15 protein-coding genes and 1 pseudogene are annotated in these 19,816 nt (G+C 62.2%); 3 read left to right on the top strand and 13 right to left on the bottom strand.

Going from position 1 to position 19,816, the window contains the following annotated elements; genetic code table 11:
- Positions 1-7: 7 nt before the first annotated feature.
- The 13 genes and pseudogenes from ACO77H_RS02905 to ACO77H_RS02965 all read right to left on the bottom strand — a co-directional run bounded on the left by ACO77H_RS02905 (position 8) and on the right by ACO77H_RS02965 (position 17,052).
- Positions 8-604: a MarC family protein gene (locus ACO77H_RS02905; RefSeq protein ID WP_003171467.1), complete on the bottom strand. Its 597-nt coding sequence runs from the start codon at positions 602-604 to the stop codon at positions 8-10.
- A gap of 215 nt (positions 605-819) precedes the next feature.
- Complete coding sequence (locus ACO77H_RS02910) at positions 820-3,597, bottom strand: response regulator (protein ID WP_432754980.1); 2,778 nt, start codon at positions 3,595-3,597, stop codon at positions 820-822.
- 102 nt (positions 3,598-3,699) lie between these two features.
- Complete coding sequence (gene purD, locus ACO77H_RS02915; protein ID WP_169952061.1) at positions 3,700-4,992, bottom strand: phosphoribosylamine--glycine ligase; 1,293 nt, start codon at positions 4,990-4,992, stop codon at positions 3,700-3,702.
- 155 nt (positions 4,993-5,147) lie between these two features.
- On the bottom strand, positions 5,148-6,755 hold the full coding sequence (purH, locus tag ACO77H_RS02920) for a bifunctional phosphoribosylaminoimidazolecarboxamide formyltransferase/IMP cyclohydrolase (protein WP_169952059.1): 1,608 nt from the start codon (positions 6,753-6,755) through the stop codon (positions 5,148-5,150).
- A gap of 81 nt (positions 6,756-6,836) precedes the next feature.
- A complete protein-coding gene (gene fis, locus ACO77H_RS02925) occupies positions 6,837-7,157 on the bottom strand; it encodes a DNA-binding transcriptional regulator Fis (RefSeq protein ID WP_003186237.1) in 321 nt (106 codons plus the stop codon).
- Positions 7,154-8,167, bottom strand: a complete 1,014-nt coding sequence (dusB, locus tag ACO77H_RS02930; protein ID WP_169952057.1) for a tRNA dihydrouridine synthase DusB — start codon at positions 8,165-8,167, stop codon at positions 7,154-7,156. The genes fis and dusB overlap by 4 nt, the downstream gene beginning before the upstream one ends.
- Positions 8,168-8,353: 186 nt before the next feature.
- Positions 8,354-9,562: a DUF3426 domain-containing protein gene (locus ACO77H_RS02935; protein ID WP_432754981.1), complete on the bottom strand. Its 1,209-nt coding sequence runs from the start codon at positions 9,560-9,562 to the stop codon at positions 8,354-8,356.
- 30 nt (positions 9,563-9,592) lie between these two features.
- Complete coding sequence (gene prmA / locus ACO77H_RS02940; RefSeq protein ID WP_170042524.1) at positions 9,593-10,471, bottom strand: 50S ribosomal protein L11 methyltransferase; 879 nt, start codon at positions 10,469-10,471, stop codon at positions 9,593-9,595.
- Between the two features lie 273 nt (positions 10,472-10,744).
- Positions 10,745-12,106 (bottom strand): acetyl-CoA carboxylase biotin carboxylase subunit, encoded by a 1,362-nt coding sequence (gene accC / locus ACO77H_RS02945; protein ID WP_003188188.1) that lies wholly within the window; start codon positions 12,104-12,106, stop codon positions 10,745-10,747.
- Positions 12,107-12,123: 17 nt separating this feature from the next.
- Positions 12,124-12,588: an acetyl-CoA carboxylase biotin carboxyl carrier protein gene (gene accB / locus ACO77H_RS02950; protein WP_029297651.1), complete on the bottom strand. Its 465-nt coding sequence runs from the start codon at positions 12,586-12,588 to the stop codon at positions 12,124-12,126.
- Between the two features lie 24 nt (positions 12,589-12,612).
- The gene (gene aroQ, locus ACO77H_RS02955; RefSeq protein WP_170042526.1) at positions 12,613-13,068 is read right to left on the bottom strand and encodes a type II 3-dehydroquinate dehydratase; all 456 of its coding nucleotides are present in this window, start codon (positions 13,066-13,068) and stop codon (positions 12,613-12,615) included.
- 297 nt (positions 13,069-13,365) lie between these two features.
- Positions 13,366-13,881, bottom strand: a pseudogene (locus tag ACO77H_RS02960) (methyl-accepting chemotaxis protein); the annotation flags it as partial.
- A 1,500-nt stretch (positions 13,882-15,381) separates the two neighbouring features.
- On the bottom strand, positions 15,382-17,052 hold the full coding sequence (locus ACO77H_RS02965) for a response regulator (protein WP_115127297.1): 1,671 nt from the start codon (positions 17,050-17,052) through the stop codon (positions 15,382-15,384).
- 274 nt (positions 17,053-17,326) lie between these two features.
- On the opposite strand from ACO77H_RS02965, the gene ACO77H_RS02970 reads away from it, so the two are divergent.
- The 3 genes from ACO77H_RS02970 (at position 17,327) to ACO77H_RS02980 (ending at position 19,621) form a co-directional block, all read left to right on the top strand.
- Positions 17,327-18,394 carry a DUF2333 family protein gene (locus ACO77H_RS02970; RefSeq protein ID WP_169952047.1) on the top strand — a complete coding sequence of 356 codons (1,068 nt, stop codon included), beginning with the start codon at positions 17,327-17,329 and terminating at the stop codon, positions 18,392-18,394.
- Between the two features lie 3 nt (positions 18,395-18,397).
- A complete protein-coding gene (locus ACO77H_RS02975) occupies positions 18,398-18,934 on the top strand; it encodes an NUDIX hydrolase (protein WP_169952045.1) in 537 nt (178 codons plus the stop codon).
- Positions 18,935-19,249: 315 nt separating this feature from the next.
- Positions 19,250-19,621, top strand: a complete 372-nt coding sequence (locus tag ACO77H_RS02980; protein WP_169897394.1) for a translation initiation factor Sui1 — start codon at positions 19,250-19,252, stop codon at positions 19,619-19,621.
- Positions 19,622-19,816: the final 195 nt, after the last annotated feature.

Genomic DNA, 19,816 nt, shown 5'->3' on the forward strand with positions numbered 1-19,816 from the left:
CGTTGCCTCAGGGCACCAGGTAACCGCGCACTCCGGTAAAGATGATCTGCGCTGCCAGTGCGCACACGAACAAGCCCATCAGGCGGCTGACAATCTGCAGCCCTTGGTCGCCGAGGATGCGTTCGATGCGGTTGGACAAGTACAGCACCACGCCCACCGTCAGGCTGGCCAGGGCAATGCTCAGGATCGCGGTGAGCTTGTCATCCCAATGGGGCTGGCTGACGCCCATCACCAGCAGCGCACCGATGGTGCCGGGGCCGACCGTCAAGGGGATGGTCAGGGGGACGATGGTCACGTCCTGCTGCACGTTGTCGGTCTGCACTGCCGACTTGCCCTGGGCCATGCCCAGGGCGGAGATAAACAACACACTGCCGGCGCCGATGCGGAAGGCATCCACGGTGATGCCAAACACACTGAAAATCACCCGGCCAAACAGGTAGAGCAACACGCTCGACACCAGTGTCGCCAAGGCGACCTTCCAGGCCAGGCGCCGCCGTTCCTTGCTGGAATAGCCACGGGTCAGGCTGATAAAGCAGGACAGGACGAAGAAGGGGCTATACAGCACCAGCATCTTCAAATAAACGCTGAACAACACGTGGAGCATGGTGGGAGCTCACAGCGAAGGAAGGGCGAGGGAGAGTTTATCAGGCTTGCAGGCCGGAAGGCGCGACTGCGAACCAATGTGGGAGTGGGCTTGTGTAGGAGCTGGCTTGCCTGCGATAGCATCGCCTCGGTACATCAGGTATATCCAGGTGATGCTATCGCAGGCAAGCCAGCTCCTACACAAACCAGCTCCGGTACCCGCAGGGATGTGGTGATTCAGGACGTATGCGCCTGCTCTGCCGGCTGCTCACGCTGCGTCACCCAGAACTCTACCAGTTCGCGCAGTTGCGACAGCTCCACCGGCTTGGCCATGTGCCCATCCATCCCGGCCTGGCGTGCGCGCTCCTTGTGTTCCGAGAGGATGTGCGCGGTCAGCGCCACCACCGGCGTGCGGGTGCGCTGGTTGCTGACTTCCCAGACCCGCAATTGCTGGGTCGCGGAGAAACCATCGAGGATCGGCATTTCGCAATCCATCAACACCAGGTCGTAGCGCTGGGCCTTCATCGCCTGCAAGGCTTCCTCGCCGTTGCTGGCGGTGTCGGGTTGCAGGTTGAGCTTGCCGAGCATGCCGCGAATCACTTTGGTGGAGATGCTGTTGTCTTCGGCCACCAGGATGCGGAAATCGCTGGGCACCGTGACGGCCACCGGGGCGCTCGGCGCGGGGTGGCGGGGTTGCACCACGCCTTTGCTGCGCTGGGTCAACTCGTCGGCCAGGGTGGTCTTGAGGGTGTAGCCCGCGACCGGTTTGGCGAGGATGCGCTTGATCCCGCAATTGCGCGCGATGATCTTGCTTGGCGCGTTGCTGATACCGGTGAGCATGATCAGCAGGATGTCGTGGTTCAGGCTCGGGTCTTCCTTGATCTTCGCCGCCAGTTGCATGCCGGTCATGCCAGGCATGTTCTGGTCCAGCAGCACCACATCGAAATAATCGCGCAGGTGCGCCTTGGTGCGCAGCAGGGCCAGGGCTTCCTTGCCCGAGGGCACGGCGCTGACGTTCAGGCCCCAGGCGGTACATTGCTGCACCAGCACCTTGCGACAGGTGTCGTTGTCGTCCACCACCAGCACCCGTGCGCCTTGCAGCGGGCCGTCGAGGTCGGAGGTCGGGTGTTCCAGGCGCTCCGGGTCCAGCGGCAAGGTCAGCCATAGCGTGCTGCCTTGCTGGCTGCCAGCCTTGATGCCGAACTCGCCATTCATCAACAGGATCAGTTGGCGGGCGATCACCAGCCCAAGGTGGCCGCTGAGGCGGGTGGCCGAGAGGAAATTCTTGCTGTGCAGTTCGCTGTGCAGCAGAGCGTCGCGCTCGGCAGCTTCCATCGGCAGGCCGCTGTCTTGCACGGCAATGCGCAGACGCGGTTTGCTGCTGCGCTCGTCCAGGGCGACCACGATCAGCACTTCGCCTTCGTCGGTCTTTTGCAGGGCATTTTCCAGCAGGCTCAACAGGGCCTGGCGCAGGCGCGTCGGGTCGCCGCTGATGACCCGGGGCACCTGGGGCTGGACAAAGCTGATCAGCTCGACGTTCTGCTGCTCGGCCTTGGCGCGAAAGATACTCAGGCAGTCTTCGATCAGGGCGTTGAGGTCGAACTGCACATCGTCCAGTTCAATCTGCCCGGACTCGAGCTTGGAGATGTCGAGGATCTCGTTGATCAGGGTCAGCAACTCATTACCGGCGCTGTGGATGGTCTGCACGTAGTCACGCTGCTTGACCGACAAAGGCGTGCCCAGCAGCAACTCGGTCATGCCCAGCACGCCATTCATGGGGGTGCGGATTTCGTGGCTGATCTTCGCCAGGAACTCGGCCTTGGCCGCGATTTCGGCGTTGCTCGCAGCCAGGTCGCGGCTGAGGCTGAAGCGGTCCTCGACGATGCTGCGCTGGCGCTCGCCCAGGGCCTGGCTCATCAGCAGGCCGCTGACGCAGATCACCGCCAGCAAGGTGATGATCAGGCCTTGCGGGGCCACCAGGGTCAGGCCCAGCAGGGCCGGGAGGATAATCAGCGTGCCGGTGTTGAACACCACCATGGCCAGCAGGAACAAGCGGGCCGGCCGGTAGCCTTTTTGCCAGTGGTAGGCCGAGACAAACAGCATGCTCAGGCCGGCCAGCGCCACCAGGGCATAGGTGATGATGTTCAGTGGCAGGGTGTTGACGAACAGCAGCAACAGGCCGCACAGCACGATCAGCAGGATGTCCGCCATCAGCAGCTTGTTCAGTGGATGCGGGCCCAGTGGCGCGAAGAAACGGTAGGCAAACATCAGGCCGCACGGTGCGGTCAGCAGCAACGCCATATAGGCCCCCGGGGTTTGCATGGCGTGCCAGTTCGGCAGCCAGGGGCCCAGCAGGTTGAGCAGCAGCAACAGGCTGAGCAACAGCAGCACTTCGCAGGCCGCCAGCCACAGGCTGCTGCGCGAACGATGGTAGGCGTAGCGGGTGAGGTTGTGCAGGATCAGCATCAGCAGGCAGCCGAACAGCAGGCCATAGACCAGGGTCTGGGTCTGGTTGGCGGCGGCCATCACGGCGGGTTCGAGGGTCAGGTATGGCCGCAGCTCGTGCTCCGAAACCAGGCGCACATATACATCCAGGGGCTTCTGGCTCTGGGGCAAGGGCAGCATGAAGTCGCTGCTCGGCAGCGGGCGTTCGGCCTGGGGTTGGCGGGTGCCGGTGTTCACTTGCTCGATCAGCGTGTCGCCGTCCAGCACATACAGGTTGAGGTGCGCCAGGTCCGGCGCGAAGACCCGCAGCACTTGCTCGTGCTTGCCGGGCTGCAGCCTGAAACGTACCCACAGCGCACCATTGGGCTCGGCGGCGGTGATCCGGTCCAGTTCGATGGGGCTAAATTGGTTGGTGTAGCGTGCCGAGCGAATGTCGCTCAGTTGCAGGTCGGCCTGTTCATCAAGCAATACCGCCCAGCCGCTACCTTGTGCGGCGGCCTGGGCCGGCAAAAGGCAGAGCAGGGTCAGCAGGCTGACTGTAAAAACTATGGCGATCCTGAGCCAGCGCACGGCGAAATCCCTTCGTAGGTTGATGCACGGGGTTAACTATGCGCGGGACCGTAATGGGACGGCAAGGGCCAAAGGCCCCTGCCTAGCCGAACGGACAGCTGCTTACTGATCTTCGCCCCGCTCACGGGCAATGGCGCGGTAGCCGATGTCCTTGCGGTAGAAGCAGCCCTGCCAGTCGATCTTCGCGGCCAGCTTGTACGCTTGCTGCTGGGCGGCATCGACACTGGCGCCCATGGCGGTGGCGCACAGTACACGGCCACCTGCGGTGACGACCTGGCCATCCTTGAGCGCGGTACCCGCGTGGAACACTTTGCCTTCCAGTGTAGCCGCTGCGTCCAGGCCCTGGATCAGGTCGCCCTTGGCGTAGTCGGCAGGGTAGCCACCGGCGGCCAGTACGATGCCGACGCTTGGGCGTGGGTCCCACTGCGCTTCAACCTTGTCCAGCGCTTGCGCCAGGGCGGCTTCCACCAACAGCACCAGGCTCGACTGCAGGCGCAGCATCACCGGCTGGGTTTCCGGGTCGCCGAAGCGGCAGTTGAACTCGATGACTTTCGGGTTACCGGCCTTGTCGATCATCAAGCCCGCGTACAGGAAGCCGGTGTAGACATTGCCTTCATCGGCCATGCCGCGCACGGTCGGCCAGATCACCAGGTCCATGACGCGCTGGTGCACGTCGGCGGTGACCACCGGGGCAGGGGAGTAGGCACCCATGCCGCCGGTGTTGGGGCCGGTGTCGCCGTCGCCGACGCGCTTGTGGTCCTGGCTGGTGGCCATCGGCAAGACGTTCTTGCCGTCGACCATCACGATAAAGCTGGCTTCTTCACCGTCGAGGAATTCTTCGATCACCACCCGCGAACCGGCGTCACCGAAGGCGTTGCCGGCGAGCATGTCGCGTACCGCGTCTTCGGCTTCTTGCAGGGTCATCGCGACGATCACGCCTTTACCGGCGGCCAGGCCATCGGCCTTGATCACGATGGGGGCGCCTTTCTCGCGCAGATAAGCCAGGGCCGGCTCGATCTCGGTGAAGTTCTGGTAGTCGGCGGTCGGGATCTTGTGGCGCGCCAAAAAGTCCTTGGTGAAGGCTTTCGAGCCTTCCAACTGGGCGGCGCCAGCGGTCGGACCGAAGCAGTCCAGGCCACGGCTGCGGAACAGGTCCACGACACCCGCCACCAGCGGCACTTCCGGACCAACGATGGTCAGGGACACGTTCTTTTCGGCAAAGTCAGCCAGTTGCTCAAGGGCCAAGACGTCGATGGCGACGTTTTCGCACTTGGCTTCAATGGCGGTACCGGCGTTGCCGGGAGCGACGAAGACTTTCTGCACGCGTGGGTCCTGGGAGACTTTCCAAGCCAGGGCGTGTTCACGGCCACCGCTGCCAATGATCAAAACATTCATTTCAAAAACCTCAAATTCTGTAGGCGCTGCTGGAGCGCTTTAAAATGTGGGAGCGGGCTTGCTCGCGAAAGCGGTGGGCCTGTGAGGAATGTGTCGAATGACACACCGCATTCGCGAGCAAGCCCGCTCCCACATAAGCCCCACCCACATTTGGATCAGTGGCGGAAGTGGCGCATGCCGGTGAAGACCATGGCAATGCCGGCTTCATCAGCCGCGGCAATCACCTCAGCATCACGCATCGAGCCACCCGGTTGAATCACCGCAGTAACACCTGCTTTTGCAGCGTTATCCAGGCCATCACGGAAGGGGAAGAACGCATCCGATGCCATCACCGAACCCGCGACTTGCAAACCGGCATGTTCAGCCTTGATCGCCGCGATACGCGCCGAGTTAACGCGGCTCATCTGGCCGGCGCCGACACCGATGGTCTGGCGGTTCTTGGCGTAGACGATGGCGTTGGACTTGACGTACTTGGCCACTTTCCAGGCGAAGATCAGGTCGTTGATCTCTTGCTCGGTCGGTGCGCGCTGGGTCACCACTTTCAGGTCCTGGCTGCCGATCATGCCGATGTCGCGGCTCTGTACCAGCAAGCCACCATTGACGCGCTTGTAGTCCCAGGCAGCGGCGCGGTCAGCCGACCACTCACCGCAGGCCAGCAGGCGCACATTGGCCTTGGCGGCAACGATGGCACGGGCCTCTTCGCTGACGGATGGGGCGATGATCACTTCGACGAACTGACGCTCGACGATGGCCTTGGCAGTCTCGGCATCCAGTTCGCGGTTGAAGGCGATGATGCCGCCGAATGCCGATTCGGTATCGGTGGCGTAGGCCAGCTCGTAGGCCTGGCGGATCCCGCCTTCAGCGTCCGGGCTCACCGCCACGCCGCACGGGTTGGCGTGCTTGACGATCACGCAGGCCGGCTTGACGAAGCTCTTCACACATTCCAGCGCGGCGTCGGTGTCGGCCACGTTGTTGTAGGACAGCTCCTTGCCCTGCAGTTGGGTCGCGGTGGCGATCCCCACTTCGGCAGGCTTGGCTTCCACGTAGAACGCCGCGCTCTGGTGCGGGTTCTCGCCGTAGCGCATTTCCTGGGCCTTGATGAACTGGCTGTTGAAGGTGCGCGGGAACTGGCTGCGGCCCTCAGTGCTCAGGGTCTCGGCGGCCTGGTTCACGGTGCCCATGTAGTTGGCGATCATGCCGTCGTAGGCGGCGGTGTGTTCGAAGGCCTTGAGCATCAGGTCGAAACGCTGGGCGTAGGTCAGGCCGCCGGCTTTGAGGCTTTGCAACACCTGGGCGTAGTCGCTGGCGTTGACCACGATGGCCACGTCTTTGTGGTTCTTGGCTGCCGAGCGCACCATGGTCGGGCCGCCGATATCGATGTTTTCGATCGCGGTCGGCAGGTCGCAGCCTGGCTTGTTGATGGTGGCTTCGAACGGGTAGAGGTTGACGGCCACCAGGTCGATCGGCTTGATGCCGTGCTCGTTCATGATGGCATCGTCGATACCGCGACGGCCGAGGATGCCGCCGTGGATTTTCGGGTGCAGGGTCTTGACCCGACCGTCCATCATTTCTGCGAAACCGGTGTAGTCCGCGACTTCTACTGCGGCCACGCCGTTGTCCTGCAGCAGTTTGAAGGTCCCACCCGTGGAGAGGATTTCCACGCCCAGGGCTTCCAGCTCCCGGGCAAATTCGAGGATCCCGGTCTTGTCGGAAACACTGATCAAGGCACGGCGGATCGGCAGGCGGGTAGTCTGGTCGGTCATCTCAATTTCCATCAAAAGCAAAGGAGTCAGCAAAAAAGGCGACCGGTTTTACGCGGGCGCCTTTCTGGTTTGATTGAATGCTTACAGCAAATCGTACTGTTTGAGCTTCTTGCGCAGGGTCCCACGGTTCAGGCCCAGCAGCTCACTGGCTTTGGTCTGGTTGCCCTTGACGTAGTTCATCACGCTTTCGAGCAAGGGCGCCTCGACTTCGGAGAGCACCAGGTTGTACACATCCGTGACGGCCGCGCCCTCAAGGTGGGCGAAATAATTGTGCAGCGCTTTCTCGACGCTCCCGCGAAGGGTCTGGCCTTCTTCGCTCGGCGTGTTGAGGTGCTGTTTCAAATTGACGTTGTCGCTCACGGGTGTTGTTCCACTCACTAAAGTCTCGGTCATCATCGTCATGCGGCCACCCCTTCTGCGTCCCCTGCTCTCAGGCTCTTGTCTCGTTCGGCAAAGAACTCACGAACGGCGGTGACCTGTGCTTGCGTTTCATCCAAACGATTGAACCCGGCACGAAACTCTTTGGCGCCGGGCAGGGTTGCGAGATACCAACCCACATGCTTGCGAGCTATGCGCGCGCCCATCACGTCTCCATAGAAGGTGTGCAGGGCGGCCAGATGCTCTAGCAGAATACGTTCCACCTCGATCAGCCCCGGTGCCGGCATGATTTCGCCGGTACGCAGGAAGTGCTCGATCTCACGAAAAATCCATGGCCGCCCCTGGGCGGCCCGGCCGATCAACAGCCCATCGGCACCGGTTGCGTGCAGCACGCGCCGGGCTTTCTCGGCCGAGTCGATGTCGCCGTTGGCAAAGACCGGAATCGACACCGCCTGCTTGATCGCAGCAATGGTGTCGTATTCAGCCTCGCCGGTATAAAGGTCCGCACGGGTACGGCCATGCACCGCCAGCGCTGTAATGCCTGCCTGTTCGGCGATCTTCGCCACCGTCAGGCCGTTCTTGTTGTCCCGGTCCCAGCCGGTGCGGATCTTCAGGGTGACCGGCACATCCACTGCACCCACCACGGCGTGCAGGATCTCGGCCACCAACTGCTCATCCTTCAACAGGGCGGAGCCGGCGGCCTTGTTGCAGACCTTTTTTGCCGGGCAACCCATGTTGATATCAATAATCTGTGCACCCAGCTCCACGTTGGCCCGGGCCGCATCCGCCAGCATCTGCGCATCACCACCGGCGATCTGTACCGAGCGCGGCTCGGGATCACCTTCATGGATCATGCGCATCCGCGATTTGCGGGTGTTCCACAAGCTCATGTCGCTGGTGACCATTTCCGAAACTACAAGGCCCGCGCCCAAACGTTTGCACAGCTGACGAAAGGGCTGGTCGGTGACACCCGCCATCGGGGCGAGAATCAAAGCGTTTGGCAATGTATATGGGCCGATGCGTACCGCCGACATAGGACTTCCCTGTTGTGGGGCCGGATCATTAGAGTTCGAAAAAGGGTTGGCATGATACCCGCTCTCGATGACTGGTTAAAGGCTGAATTGGATAAAATCTGAGCAGTTATTTTCTTATCGCCAGCGGTTTGGTCGTGGACGAGCAAGTCAATAACCTGCCGTCCGAACCTTGACGTGCGCTGCGAATCACTCGGGGGAGTGGAAACTGAGACTGTAGTTCACAGCCTTGTTGCCTGGGTCGAGAATGTCCAAGGCGATATGGATCGGGGTCTGGGACGGCATCTCGGTTTGGCCGGCCAGCTCCCCGCTGAGGTACTCGGCGGGCTTGAAGCGCCGGCTGGCGATCATCCGGCCATTGAGGTCGGCAAAACGCAACTCCAGCAGCGGGAACGGCTGGGAGAACGTCGCACGGTTGTAGATGATCGCATCCACCACCAGGGCGCCGGCGAACTCGGGATGGCTGCGCACCACCAGGTTGCTGCTCTTGATATGGGCAATATCGACCCGCGACGGCACGGTGCAGCCCAGTTTCGGGCACAGTTCCTGGAACCACGGGCGGTACTTGTCCTGGCGGGCCAGGTCGTCGAACTGATAGGCGATGTACTGGCCAGCGAGGGCGGCGGCGGCCAGCAGCACCAGGGTCAGCCAGAGCAGGCGGCGGCCCCAGCCGGCCGGGCGTTTGCCGGTGTACAGGTGCAGCGGGTCGTCTTCCAGGTCCTGCAGCATCTCGTCATGGGCGTTGCCCGTGGCGCGTGTGCGCTTGCGGCGTGGCTCAGGCTCGGGTTCGTCCAGCTCGCTGCTGAGCGTTGGCTCGGGCGGGTCGAGAGGCTCGTCAGCATGCAGTACGGGCTCGTCGTCCACCTCGTGGATGTCGAAGGACATCGAGGGCTCGGTACGCTGGGTTTTGCCCGTGGGGGCTGGGGCCGGTTCGGCGGCTTGCTCGGCGTGGGCGATTGTCGCAGCCCGTTCGTCCGGTGGGTCGCTGAACAGGCTGGCGGCCCATTGTTCTTCTTCAGCCTTGGCGGTGTCGCGGCTGGCGCTCATCGACTCGTCTTTTTGCCGGCGGTCCGCACCTGCCTGGCGTCGTTCGCTGCCCTGGGGCTGGGTGTGCTGGATTTCCCGGCGTTCCAGCTTGGCCAGTTCTTCGTCGAGGTCCAGGTGGTCCAGGTCCAGCTCCTCGGCGGTCCATTGCTTCTGGCTGATGGCGCGCGGCGGGGCTTCGGCGGCCTGCGTTTCAGGCGCGTGGGCGCGCTGCTCCAGCAGTTGCCGGGCGGCATTGAACACTTGCAGGCAAGAGCCGCAGCGAACCACGCCGCGGGCCACGCTCAACTGGGCATGGCTGACGCGGAAACGGGTTTGGCAATGCGGGCACTGGGTGACAAAACTGTCGGTCATGCGGCCATCCGATTCATGCAGGCGCTCATTCTAGCGCCGACGACCGCTGATGCGTACCCAGCCATCGCGGTTGGCGATGGGGTCCAGGTCGAAGTCCTGGGCATAGGCGGCGGCGACTTCTTCGCCCTGCTCGGCGAGGATCCCCGACAGCGCCAGGCGCCCGCCCGGCTTGACCAGGCTCGACAGTTGCGGGGCCAGTGAGACCAGCGGCCCGGCGAGGATATTGGCGACCAGTACGTCGGCCTGCACCTGGGGCAATTGCTCCGGCAGGTACAGTGGGAATTTGCCTTCAGGGATGTTGTTGCGCCCGGCGTTATCGCGGGAGGCTTCCAGGGCCTGCACGTCGATGTCGGTGCCGACGGCTTCGTTGGCGCCCAGTAGCAGCGCGGCGATGGCCAGGATCCCCGAGCCGCAGCCGAAGTCCAACACATTGCAGCCTTGCAAGTCCTGGCCATCGAGCCATTCCAGGCACAGGGCGGTGGTGGGGTGGGTGCCGGTGCCGAACGCCAGGCCCGGGTCCAGCAGCAGGTTGACTGCCTCAGGCTCCGGGGCCGCATGCCAGCTTGGCACGATCCACAGGCGCTGGCCGAAACGCATAGGCTGGAAGTTGTCCATCCAACTGCGTTCCCAGTCCTGGTCTTCGATCACTTCGCTATGGTGCTCGGGCAGCGGGCCGCCGGTGAGCAGTTCCATGTGGGCAAACACGCTGCTGGCGTCGGTGCCGTCTTCGAACAGCGCCAGCAAGTGGGTGTGGGACCACAGCGGGGTGGTGTTCAGCTCAGGCTCGAAAATCGGCTGGTCTTCGGCGTCCATGAAGGTCACCGACACGGCGCCCACTTCGAGGAACGCGTCTTCATAGGTTTCGGCTTGTTCTGGGCTGATGGCGAGACGGACTTGCAGCCAAGGCATGGCGGGCACCTTTGAAAAAATGAGTGTGCAGCGGGGTGGGGCTGCGAAAGGGCGCAAGTTTACGCGAGAGCAGGCCAGAAGACGACACCACTGACAGCACGGGAGCCAAATGTGGGAGCTGACTTGCCTGCGATGGCGGGGTGTCAGCTTGCTCATCAGTGCCAGGCCTACCGCTATCGCAGGCAAGCCAGCTCCTACAGGGTTTTGTGGTGTTCTTGTGTGCGCATAAACGACAAAACCGCCCGAAGGCGGTTTTGTGGGTGGAGCACAAACTTACTGGTTGGCCAGCTTGTGTTCCAGGTAGTGAATGTTCACACCACCTTCGCAGAAGCCTTCATCACGAACCAGATCCCGATGCAGGGGGATGTTGGTCTTGATGCCGTCGACCACGATTTCGTCCAGGGCATTGCGCATACGGGCCATGGCCTCGTCGCGAGTGGCGCCCCAGGTGATCAGCTTGCCGATCAACGAGTCGTAGTTGGACGGAACCTTGTAGCCGCTGTACAGGTGCGAATCGACGCGAACGCCGTTGCCGCCGGGTGCATGGAAATGCTTGACCAGGCCTGGACTCGGGATAAAGGTTTTCGGGTCTTCGGCGTTGATCCGGCACTCCAGGGAGTGACCGTGCATCTTCACGTCGTCCTGGGTGAAGGACAGCACGTTGCCAGCGGCGATGCTCAGCATCTCCTTGACGATGTCGATACCGGTGACCATCTCCGAAACCGGGTGCTCTACCTGCACACGAGTGTTCATCTCGATGAAGTAGAAGCGGCCGTTCTCGTAGAGGAACTCGAAAGTCCCGGCGCCACGGTAGTTGATATCGATGCAAGCCTTGACGCAGCGTGCCAGGACTTCCTGACGTGCTTTTTCATCCAGGCCCGGTGCCGGAGCTTCTTCCAGGACCTTCTGGTGACGGCGTTGCAGCGAGCAATCGCGGTCGCCCAGGTGGATGGCGTGGCCCTGGCCGTCGGACAGTACCTGGACTTCCACGTGACGTGGGTTGGTCAGGTATTTTTCCAGGTAGACCATCGGGTTGCCGAACCAGGCGCCCGCCTCGGAGCGAGTCTGCTTGGCCGCTTCGATCAGGTCTTCTTCCTTGTGCACCACGCGCATGCCGCGACCACCACCGCCGCCGGCGGCCTTGATGATCACCGGGTAACCGACTTCACGACCAATGCGCAGGGCGGTTTCCTCGTCCTCGGGCAGCGGGCCGTCGGAACCTGGAACGGTAGGCACGCCGGCTGCGATCATGGCGTCCTTGGCCGACACCTTGTCGCCCATCAGGCGAATGGTCTCGGCTTTCGGGCCGATGAAGGCGAAGCCGGATTTTTCCACCTGTTCGGCGAAATCGGCGTTTTCCGCGAGGAAGCCGTAGCCAGGGTGGATGCCATCAGCGCCGGTCACTTCAGCCGCAGCGATGATGTTCGAGACCTTCAGGTACGAGTTCGTGGCCAGTGGCGGGCCGATGCAGATGCTTTCGTCCGCCAGTTTCACGTGCATCAATTCGGTATCGGCCGTCGAGTAAACAGCGACGGTCTTGATGCCCTCTTCCTTACAGGCGCGCAGGATCCGCAGCGCGATCTCGCCGCGGTTGGCGATCAGGACTTTTTGCAGTTTCTTCGCAGGTTTCAACATCGAAGGCGCTCCGCGGTTCAAACGATGGTGAACAGCGGCTGGTCGTACTCAACCGGCTGACCGTTTTCTACCAGGATGGATTCGATGACGCCGGCTTTTTCGGCCGTGATGTGGTTCATCATCTTCATCGCTTCCACGATGCAGATGGTGTCGCCCACTTTCACGGTCTTGCCCACTTCAACGAAGGCTGGCGAGGTCGGTGCCGGGGTGCGGTAGAAAGTACCGACCATTGGCGACTTGACCACGAAACCGTTCAGCACAGGCGCTGCTGGTGCGGCAGGTGCAGCGGCAGCAGCAGGTGCGGCGGCTGGAGCAGCAGCGGCTGGCGCCGGCGCTTGCATCTGTGGCGCGTAGAACTGTTGGGCCGGGGTCTTGCTGTGACGGCTGATCCGTACGGACTCTTCGCCTTCCTTGATTTCCAGCTCGTCGATACCGGATTCTTCCAGCAGTTCGATCAGTTTCTTAACTTTACGGATATCCATGAATCATCAACTCCCAAGGGGCGGTCAGGGGCGTATAGCCTGTTCTTCAATGTGTTCCAGGGCGGCCTCCAGGGCCAGTCGGTAACCGCTGGCGCCAAGGCCGCAGATCACTCCTACCGCTACGTCGGAGAAGTAAGAGTGATGGCGGAAAGCTTCGCGTTTATGCACGTTCGATAAATGCACTTCGATGAATGGGATGCTCACCGCCAGCAGCGCGTCACGTAATGCAACGCTTGTGTGCGTAAAAGCGGCGGGATTGATCAGGATAAAGTCCACGCCTTCGCTGCGCGCGGCGTGAATGCGATCAATCAATTCATACTCGGCATTGCTTTGCAGGTAGAGCAGATGGTGGCCGGCTTCACGGGCCCGTCGTTCGAGATCGAGGTTGATCTGTTCGAGGGTCACTGCACCGTACACACCCGGTTCGCGGGTGCCGAGCAGGTTCAGGTTGGGTCCGTGCAGAACCAGTAAGGTCGCCATCGGCTGTTCCTTGTTATTGGAGGTAGGTACGTCAGAACCCGGCGACTATGCCGCAAAGCCTTTGTGACTGTCCAGTTCTCTGCAATAGCCAGCACGATTAGCGAGGATTGCGCAAAGTATGTGACTGGGGCGCACGATTCGGTCATTGGTAATACGGTCTGGAAAGCAATGAAGATCGACTGTAGGAGCTGGCTTGCCTGCGATAGCGGTGTGCTAGGCGACTAATCGGCTACTGATCCACCGCTATCGCAGGCAAGCCAGCTCCTACATTTGATCTTCATGGGGCGGGAGATGGCGTCAGACGCGAAATGCCTGCACCGCCGTATTAAGCTGCCCGCCGAGCACCAACAGATGCTCGCCCTGGCGGCGGCCCTGGCCGATCCGCAGCAGGTTGTCCTCGCCCAACTGGTGGATGCGCTCGCTGTTATCGCGGATTTCACTGACCGCGCCGCTCTGCTGGGCCGTCACCTCGGCAATCCGGGTGGCGGTGTCGGAAATGGTCTGGATCGCGCCGACGATTTCATCCAGCGCGCCGTCGGCCGCCTGGGCCTGCTGGGCGGTGGCTTCGGCGTGTTCGACCTGGGCGCGCATGCCTTCCACCGATTGCCGGGCTGCGGTCTGCAGGCCGGCAATCAGGGTCTGGATCTCGGCGGTGGCGCCTGCCGTGCGCTGGGCCAGGGAGCGTACTTCGTCGGCAACCACCGCAAACCCGCGCCCGGCCTCACCGGCGCGGGCCGCTTCGATGGCGGCGTTGAGCGCCAGCAGGTTGGTCTGGTCGGCAATCGAGCGGATCACCGTAAGCACGCTGCCAATGGTCGCGGACTCTTCGGCGAGTTTTTCGATCATCTGCGCATTGTCTTGCACTTCGCCCACCAGCGCGTGCAGGCCGGTGAGGCTCAAGCCGATCACCCGCTGGCCATGTTCCACGGCCTCGCCGGCACTGCGGCTGGCCCCGGCAGCCTGGCTGGCGTCACCGGCAACCTGCTGGATAGTGGCCTCCAACTCGCCCAATGAATCACGGATTTGCGCAGTGTCCCCGGCCTGGCGTTCGGCCCCGTCATGCAGGCCGCCGCTCAGTTCGGCCAGGGCGCGGCTGCTGCCGGCCACTTGCTCGGCATTCGTGCGAATAGTGCCCACCAGGTTCACCAGGTAAGCCCGCAGGCGATTGAGCGAGGCTTCAATATCATGCAGTTCGCGGTTGGTCGCACCCAGGGCGATCTCTTGGCTGAAGTCACCCTCGGCCCAGGTCGACAGGGCCGGCGCCAGGCTGGTCAGCACCCGCGCCAGGCGCCGTTGCAGGGTGTCGATGAGCAGGGCGATCAGCAGGATCAGGCCAATCATCACGCCTTGGATCACCCGCACTTCGCCCTGGATTCTGGCGTGCTGGGCGCGCACTTCGGGCTCCAGTGCGGCAATGGCTTGCTGCACGGTGTCGATTTTCAGATGGGTGGCGGCGGCCAGCTCAGTGCGTTTGTGGATTTGCTCGCGGGTGCGCGTCAGTTCGGCCGGGTAGCGTGTGAGCAGGCTGTTGAGCTCGCGCTTGAGGCCCACGCCGGTGTCTTCGGCGGCTGTGGTTTCGCTGCTTTCCAGGCCCATCAGCGCCGAAAAATCATCGCTGTTGGAGGCACTGCTGGCGGTCATGCCCAGCAGCGGCAGTTGCCCAAGCAGATCAGCCTGGCTGCGGATATTGGCCAGTTCGCGCTCTACATCGTCGGCCAGTTCGCTGCGCCCGCTGCTCACCAGCTTGTCCCGTGCCAGGGACAGTCGGCCCAGATGCTGGGAGGCGGCGAGCAACGGCGGCAGATAACGCGGCGCGTCTACTGAGCTGACGCCGATGGCGTACTGGCTCAATTGCTCCAGATTGGCCCCCAACTCCCGCTCGGCTTGCAGCAGCAGGGCTTGTGGGTCACCGGCCAGTTTGCCGGCGGCCAGCAGGTCGGTCTTGCTGAAGCCATCGAGGTCGAGCAGGCCGGGCCGCAGTTTTTGCGTCAGCTCAGGCGGCAGCTCGTCCAGGTGCAGCAGCAGGTTTTCCAGGCTCTGGCCGGCAGCGCTCAGGCGCAAGGCGTCGCCGCTGGAAAGATAATCGTCGATATTGCGCGCAGTCTGGTTCTGGAAGGCCTGGGACAGGCCCAGGTAGCGCTCCATCAACAGGTACGGGCGCTCAAGGGCCCGCTGCGACCACCAGAGCGTAGCGCCCAGGGCCAGGCAAACGGCGACCAGCAGAAGGGTGTTCAGATTCGTCAGCAGCTTCAGGCGCATGCGTGGTTTCAACCAACGGCGGAAAGATAAGTGCCTGAAGTTATTGCGTTTTCGTTACAGCGTTATGACGGACTGAGTGGAATCCGATGAAAAGGTGGCACTTTGCCTTGAGGTGCCTGCGGCGTGCACCCGGTTACGCCCGGCATCCTTGGCGCGGTACAGCGCCTCGTCGGCCTGGGCGGCCATCATCAGGCTGTCGGAGCCGTCGCACAACTCGACCACACCGGCGCTGAAGGTGCACCACAAATCCTGGGGCTGGGCCGGGTAGTGGATTTCGGCAAAGCGCCCACGGATTTCGTCGAGCACTTTGCAGGCCGCGTCCAGGTCGGTGTCGGGCATCACAATGGCGAACTCTTCGCCGCCGTAACGGCCGATGTAGTCGGTCTTGCGCAAGCGTTGCTTGAGAAACAGCGCCAGGCTCTTGATCACGCGGTCGCCCATGGGGTGGCCGTGGCTGTCGTTGACCCGCTTGAAGTGGTCAATGTCGAGCATGGCAAAGCTCAGCGGCTTGTTCTCGCGGCGCGAGCGGAAGCTGCAGTCTTCCAGCAGTTGCAGGATATGGGTGTGGTTGTACAGGCCGGTCAGGCTGTCGCGCACCATCCGCGCCTTGAGATGGCGGGCGCGGGCGGCGCGGTTGCGCACGGTGGTGATCAGGTGGCGCGGCTTGATTGGCTTGGTGAGGAAGTCGTCACCGCCTTCGCTCATGGCATCCAGCTGTTTATCCAGGTCGTCTTCGGCCGACAGGTAGATGATCGGCACGCTGACATAACGGTCATTGTGGCGAATCACCTTGGCCAGTTCGGTACCGGTGCAGGCCGGCATGTACATGTCGAGGATGATCAGGTCGGGCTGGAAGTCTGCCAGCTCGGCCATGGCCTGGATCGGCTCGATCAGGGTGCGGGTGACGATCCCGGCGCTGTTGAGCAGGCGCTCGGTGTGCATCGCCTGGGCGCGGGAGTCGTCGATGATCAGCACTTTATAAGGTTCGTACTGGGCGACGCAGGTCAGTACCTCGATTTTTTCCAGCAGGCTCGAGGCTTCCAGGGTCCCGGTGAGGAACTCCTGGCCACCGGCGCGCACCGCCGCCAGGCGGGTGGGGGTGTCGGTTTCGTGCAGGCTGAAGAACAACAGCGGCAGTTTCTGCTCCAGGCCTTCCTGGGCTTCGGCGGCCAGTTTCAGGCCCAGGCCGGCGCCGCAGAAGTCCACGTCCATCACAATCGCCGCCGGCAGGCGTTCGGCCATGGACGAGCGGAACGCGGCCACGCTGTCCAGGGACTGCGCGCTCAAGCCAAAGAATTCCAGCTGCTTGGCCAGGCGCTCGGCACGGTCGTGATCGGCCAGCATCACGTAGATCGGCTTGCGCATCGGCGGCAGGAAGGTCTGGTCCAACTGGTCGCCCTGGCGCAGGCCGGTTCGTGACAGGCGCTGCATCAAGCGGTTGAGGTCGGTGATCAGGTGGCTGCTCAGGCGGCCGCGGTTTTCATCCACCGCTTTGAGCGACTCGATGATGTGCCGGGCCAGTTGGCCATGCTCGGGTTGTTCAAAGCGCTCGGCAAAACGCAGCAGGCGCAGATTGGCCTCGCTGAGTTCGTTCAATTCGGCGTTCGACCATTCGCTGCGCTGCAAACGCTGCCAGATCTCAAGAATTTGACGCGCCTGATGAATTACCCGCTGGGCAAAGTGGTGCTTGAGACGCTCACGGCTTGGGTCTTCTGGCTCGGTCATATCCTGACTACTAGGTAAGGGTGCATGCTGAGGTCGACTGGTGGCTCTATGCTAGCACCTCTTTTCAATCGCACGAGTGTCATACGTCAATTAACTGCAAGGTCCCGGGGATTCATTTACTGACTGGCGGGTCGCGTAGGCGCATCAGTGCCCTTCCTTTATAGTTGAGTGCCAGCTTTGCGCCACCTTGATTAAAAGCCCCGCACAGACGGGCACGATGGGGTAGGGTTGTGGTCGTAGCTATTGAACTCAAGTGACTGAAAGGATATCCGCCATGCTGGACTGGAAAAACCGTGCAGGCAGCGCCCCAGGCCCAAGCCCTGCGCCCAAGTCGGCCTCCCGCAGCTATTTTCGTAACCTGTTGATGAGCCGGGCACTGCTGACCCTGGTGGTGATTTACCTGTTGGTCACCGGTGGCCTGGGTTGGTATTGGAGCCAGGAGCCGGCCTTGTTCCCGGTCCAGCAAAACGCGCAAATTGCCGCCGAAAAAGACGGCAAGCAAATGGTCATCGGCTTTACCACCGTCGAAACCGTCAAGACCGTAGTGGGCACCCTGCTCAACAAGCCTGGCGGCTACATTTCCAACGACCGCTTCCCGCCTGGGTTGTGGATGGACAACATGCCCAGCTGGGAATATGGCGTGCTGGTGCAGGTGCGTGACCTGACCCGTGCCCTGCGCAAGGACTTCGCCCGCTCGCAATCGCAATCGGCCGAAGACGCCGACCTGGCCAAGGCCGAGCCGCGTTTCAACTTCGACAACAAAAGCTGGGTGCTGCCTTCCAGCGAATCGGAATACCAGGAAGGCATCAACTCCCTGAGCCGCTACCAGGCACGCCTGTCCGACCCCAATCAGAAAGGCGCCCTGTTTTATGCGCGCGCCGACAACCTGAACAACTGGCTGGGCGATGTCGCCACCCGCTTGGGCTCGTTGTCGCAGCGCCTGTCGGCCAGTGTCGGCCGGGTCAAGCTCAACACCGCGCTGAAAACCGAAGCGCTGGCGCCGGGCGAAGTGCCGCAGGTCGATGAAGAAGTGGTGGAAACCCCATGGATGCAAATCGACAACGTGTTCTACGAAGCCCGTGGCCAGGCGTGGGCCCTGTCCCATCTGTTGCGTGCCATCGAAGTCGACTTTGCCGACGTCCTGGCCAAGAAAAACGCCACCGTCAGCGTGCGCCAGATCATTCGTGAGCTGGAAGCCTCCCAGGAAACCCTGTGGAGCCCGATGATCCTCAATGGCAGCGGCTACGGCGTATTGGCCAACCACTCGCTGGTGATGGCCAACTACATCTCCCGCGCCAACGCGGCAGTGATCGACCTGCGTCAACTGCTGAACCAGGGTTGAGTCATGGTCGATAGCGCCAAGGAGGTCGCGCACCGCGCGGCCTCGGATGCCGAGCACATCGCCTGGGTCGACGAGCAGGACAACCTGCTTGGCGCCCTGGTGCGTGCCGACCTGCGCGAGCGCGGGCTGATCGGGCGCGGCACCTACATCATGCTGTTCAACTCAAAAGGTGAGCTGTGCGTGCATCGACGCACCCTGAGCAAAGCCATCTATCCCGGTTACTGGGACGTGGCGGCGGGGGGCATGGTTGCGGCGGGCGAGACCTATGAGCAATCGGCCGCCCGCGAGCTGGCAGAAGAGTTGGGCGTCAGCGGTGTAAAGCTGACGGCCCACGACCACTTCTTTTTCGAGGACACGGGCAACCGGCTCTGGTGCTCGGCGTTCTCGGCGGTCTGGGACGGGCCGCTGCAATTGCAGCCCGAAGAGGTGCTGGAAGCGCGCTTTATGAGCATCGAGGCGGTGCTGGCCGATATCGAGCAAAAGTCCTATTGCCCCGACTCGTTGGCCGCCTTAAAACGCTATCTGGCTGCGCGTCGCTAAAGTTGCATAAATTGGCGCCATTTGGCTCTTAGCAAGTAGGCTTTTTGCCGTTACACTGCGCGACTTTTCAAGCCGAACCGCTCCAACGTTTCCTCGGTCCCTGTAGGAGCGAGCTTGCTCGCGAAAAACCCAATGTCACCGCGTGCTGTCTGGATGCCCGCGTTATCGTTGACGATTTTCGCGAGCAAGCTCGCTCCTACAGGGGCGGGTAGGCCTAAGCGGTTCGGTAGCGCTGCCCCTGCCTGAGTGGGGCTTCGCGGTTGGTGGCCGGTTGACGGGCACTGATCAGTCTTCATCCTCCCAAGAGGATTGCCGGTGGCCAAAAAAGCCGCATCCTTCGCCGCCCTTGGTGGCCTGGTGTTTTCCACCGACGCAGGTCGGCATTGCCCGGACTGTCGCCAGCCCGTGGACGCCTGTACCTGTAAACAGACCCTGATTCCCGAAGGTGACGGAATTGCCCGCGTACGCCGCGAGAGCAAGGGCCGTGGCGGCAAGACGGTGACCACCATCACCGGCGTGCCCCTGGCAGCCGAGCCACTCAAGGAGTTGGCCACGCTGCTGAAAAAGCGCTGTGGCACCGGTGGCGCCCTGAAAGACGGGATCATCGAAATCCAGGGCGATCACGTCGAGTTGCTGTTGGCCGAGTTGATCAAGCTCGGCTACAAGGCGAAGAAATCCGGCGGCTAGCAGCCTCTGTGAAACCCGCACCGACGAGCGCGCTCGTCGTCTCCATGGTTTCACAGAGCCTGTTCCTGACCGGTGTCTAAACTCTGTCCTGCAAGTGGGGTCTACCCCTCTCACAGGCAAATCGTCATTTTCACTCTTTAGACTGCGCCAGCCTCTGACTTGGGTGGCGCTCTTCGACTTTATATAGGGGACTTC

Source organism: Pseudomonas sp. WMBT8 (assembly GCF_050916005.1).
Taxonomy (GTDB): domain Bacteria; phylum Pseudomonadota; class Gammaproteobacteria; order Pseudomonadales; family Pseudomonadaceae; genus Aquipseudomonas.

Bases quoted from the DNA above. Each gene is read 5' to 3' on its own strand.
- ACO77H_RS02965 (WP_115127297.1), bottom strand. From the start codon at position 17,052: ATGACCGAGCCAGAAGACCCAAGCCGTGAGCGTCTCAAGCACCACTTT.
- ACO77H_RS02935 (WP_432754981.1), bottom strand. From the start codon at position 9,562: ATGACCGACAGTTTTGTCACCCAGTGCCCGCATTGCCAAACCCGTTTC.
- purH (WP_169952059.1), bottom strand. From the start codon at position 6,755: ATGACCGACCAGACTACCCGCCTGCCGATCCGCCGTGCCTTGATCAGT.
- prmA (WP_170042524.1), bottom strand. From the start codon at position 10,471: ATGCCTTGGCTGCAAGTCCGTCTCGCCATCAGCCCAGAACAAGCCGAA.
- accC (WP_003188188.1), bottom strand. From the start codon at position 12,106: ATGTTGAAACCTGCGAAGAAACTGCAAAAAGTCCTGATCGCCAACCGC.
- ACO77H_RS02975 (WP_169952045.1), top strand. From the start codon at position 18,398: ATGGTCGATAGCGCCAAGGAGGTCGCGCACCGCGCGGCCTCGGATGCC.
- fis (WP_003186237.1), bottom strand. From the start codon at position 7,157: ATGACGATGATGACCGAGACTTTAGTGAGTGGAACAACACCCGTGAGC.
- dusB (WP_169952057.1), bottom strand. From the start codon at position 8,167: ATGTCGGCGGTACGCATCGGCCCATATACATTGCCAAACGCTTTGATT.
- ACO77H_RS02905 (WP_003171467.1), bottom strand. From the start codon at position 604: ATGCTCCACGTGTTGTTCAGCGTTTATTTGAAGATGCTGGTGCTGTAT.
- accB (WP_029297651.1), bottom strand. From the start codon at position 12,588: ATGGATATCCGTAAAGTTAAGAAACTGATCGAACTGCTGGAAGAATCC.
- ACO77H_RS02970 (WP_169952047.1), top strand. From the start codon at position 17,327: ATGCTGGACTGGAAAAACCGTGCAGGCAGCGCCCCAGGCCCAAGCCCT.
- aroQ (WP_170042526.1), bottom strand. From the start codon at position 13,068: ATGGCGACCTTACTGGTTCTGCACGGACCCAACCTGAACCTGCTCGGC.
- purD (WP_169952061.1), bottom strand. From the start codon at position 4,992: ATGAATGTTTTGATCATTGGCAGCGGTGGCCGTGAACACGCCCTGGCT.